This is a genomic window from Macromonas nakdongensis (genome assembly GCF_002837145.1).
GTDB classification, from domain to species: Bacteria; Pseudomonadota; Gammaproteobacteria; order Burkholderiales; family Burkholderiaceae_C; genus Macromonas_B; species Macromonas_B nakdongensis.
Window position 1 is genome coordinate 1 of sequence record NZ_NWMV01000116.1, and the last position, 1,706, is coordinate 1,706.

The window sequence follows — 1,706 nt, forward strand, 5'->3', positions numbered from 1 at the left end:
GTGATGGCCGGGAAGGCCGCCAGGATGGCGGTGCGCACCAGATCGCTCAGCACGAAGGGCATCACGCCACGGTAGGTGTGAGAAATGGGGATGTCCTTGGCCATGTTGTTGATGACGAACAGGTTCATGCCCACCGGCGGCGTGATCAGCCCCACCTCCACCACGATCAGCACCAGAATGCCGAACCAGATGGCGGTTTCTTCGGGCGGCAAACCGAAGTCCAGACCCATGATCATCGGGAAGAAGATCGGGATGGTCAGCAGAATCATGGACAGCGAGTCCATGACGCAGCCCAGCAGCAGGTAGACCACCAGCACCGTAGTCAGCACCAGCCAGGGGCTCATGCCCAGGTCAATCACCCACTGCGCCATTTCCTGTGGCAACTGCGACAGGGCCAGGAAGGTGTTGTAGAGGCTGGCACCCAGGACGATCATGAATATCATGCCGGTGGCGATGGCCGTGCCCATGATGGCCTCGGTCAGCGTCTTGCGGTTGAGCCCTCCGGCGGCCCAGGCCGCCACGCCGGTGCCGAAAGCACCGATGGCCGCGCCTTCGGTCGGAGTGAAGAGGCCGGTGTAGATGCCGCCGACCACAGTCAGAAAAATGACGATCACCGGCCACGTTTGCAAGGTCGCTTTCCAGCGTTCGGCCATGGGCATGGGTGCCATGGTGCCGGCGCTGTCGGGTTTGACACGCACGTAAATGGCGATGACGATCATGTACCCGATGGCGGCCAGAATCCCGGGAATGAACGCCGCCAGGAACAGCTTGGCGATGTTTTGCTCGGTGAGGATGGCGTAGATCACGAGCACGACCGAGGGCGGGATGAGGATGCCCAGGGTGCCGCCGGCGGCCAGGCAGGCGGTGGACAGTGCGCCGGAATAGCCGGCCCGCTTGAGTTCGGGCAGGGCCACCTGGGCCATGGTTGCGGCCGTGGCCAGCGACGAGCCGCAAATCGCCCCAAACCCGGCGCAAGCCCCCACCGCAGCCATGGCCACACCGCCCTTGCGGTGGCCGATCCAGGCCTCGGCGGCCTTGAACAAGGCCCGCGACAAGCCTCCCATGGCAGCGAACTGCCCCATCAACAGGAACAGCGGGATGACCGACAGGTTGTAGTTGGAGAAGGTACTGTAGGTGACCTGCTTGAGCTGGCTCAGGATGGGAGCGGCATTGCCATAGATGAAATAGGCGCCGACCAGACCGGCCATGGCCATGGCCAGCCCGATGGGAACGCGCATGAAAATCAGGCCCAGCAGGACCGGAAACGACCAGGCGGCCAGTTCGATGGTGCTCATTTCAGTGGACTCCAGCCGATTCGACCGGCCAATCTTTGGGATACGACGCCAGACCAAACATGATCAGGTTCTTGGCGATGTAGGCCAGGCAGCCGATGATGGCGCCGACCAGGCAGAAGGCGTAGGCCCACCACACCGGCATTTGCAGGATGAAGGTGGTTTCCAGGTACTCGCGTTTTTCGACCAAGCCGTTCCACAGCTGCCAGGTCAGGGCCAGCCACAGCAGCAACATCAGCAGGTCGCTGAAAGTGACCACGGCGCGCTGCAGCCACTTGGGCAGGTACATGTAAACCAGGTCCACCGTGGCGTGGCCGCCGCGCAAGTAGGTCCAGGGCAGGAAGAAAAACACCGCCACGGCCGAGCCGGCTTCGACCAGCTCGAAATCGCCGGGCACCGGCCCCAGCCCCAAGC

Annotated in this window: 2 protein-coding genes; both read right to left on the minus strand. The window is 63.1% G+C overall.

Going from position 1 to position 1,706, the window contains the following annotated elements; genetic code table 11:
• Window positions 1-1,295: TRAP transporter large permease (locus CON77_RS13530; protein WP_101049971.1), on the minus strand; the 1,295-nt coding region annotated here is incomplete at its 3' end.
• 1 nt (window position 1,296) lies between these two features.
• A partial coding sequence (locus CON77_RS13535; protein ID WP_101049973.1) for a TRAP transporter small permease occupies window positions 1,297-1,706 on the minus strand: 410 nt, incomplete at its 5' end.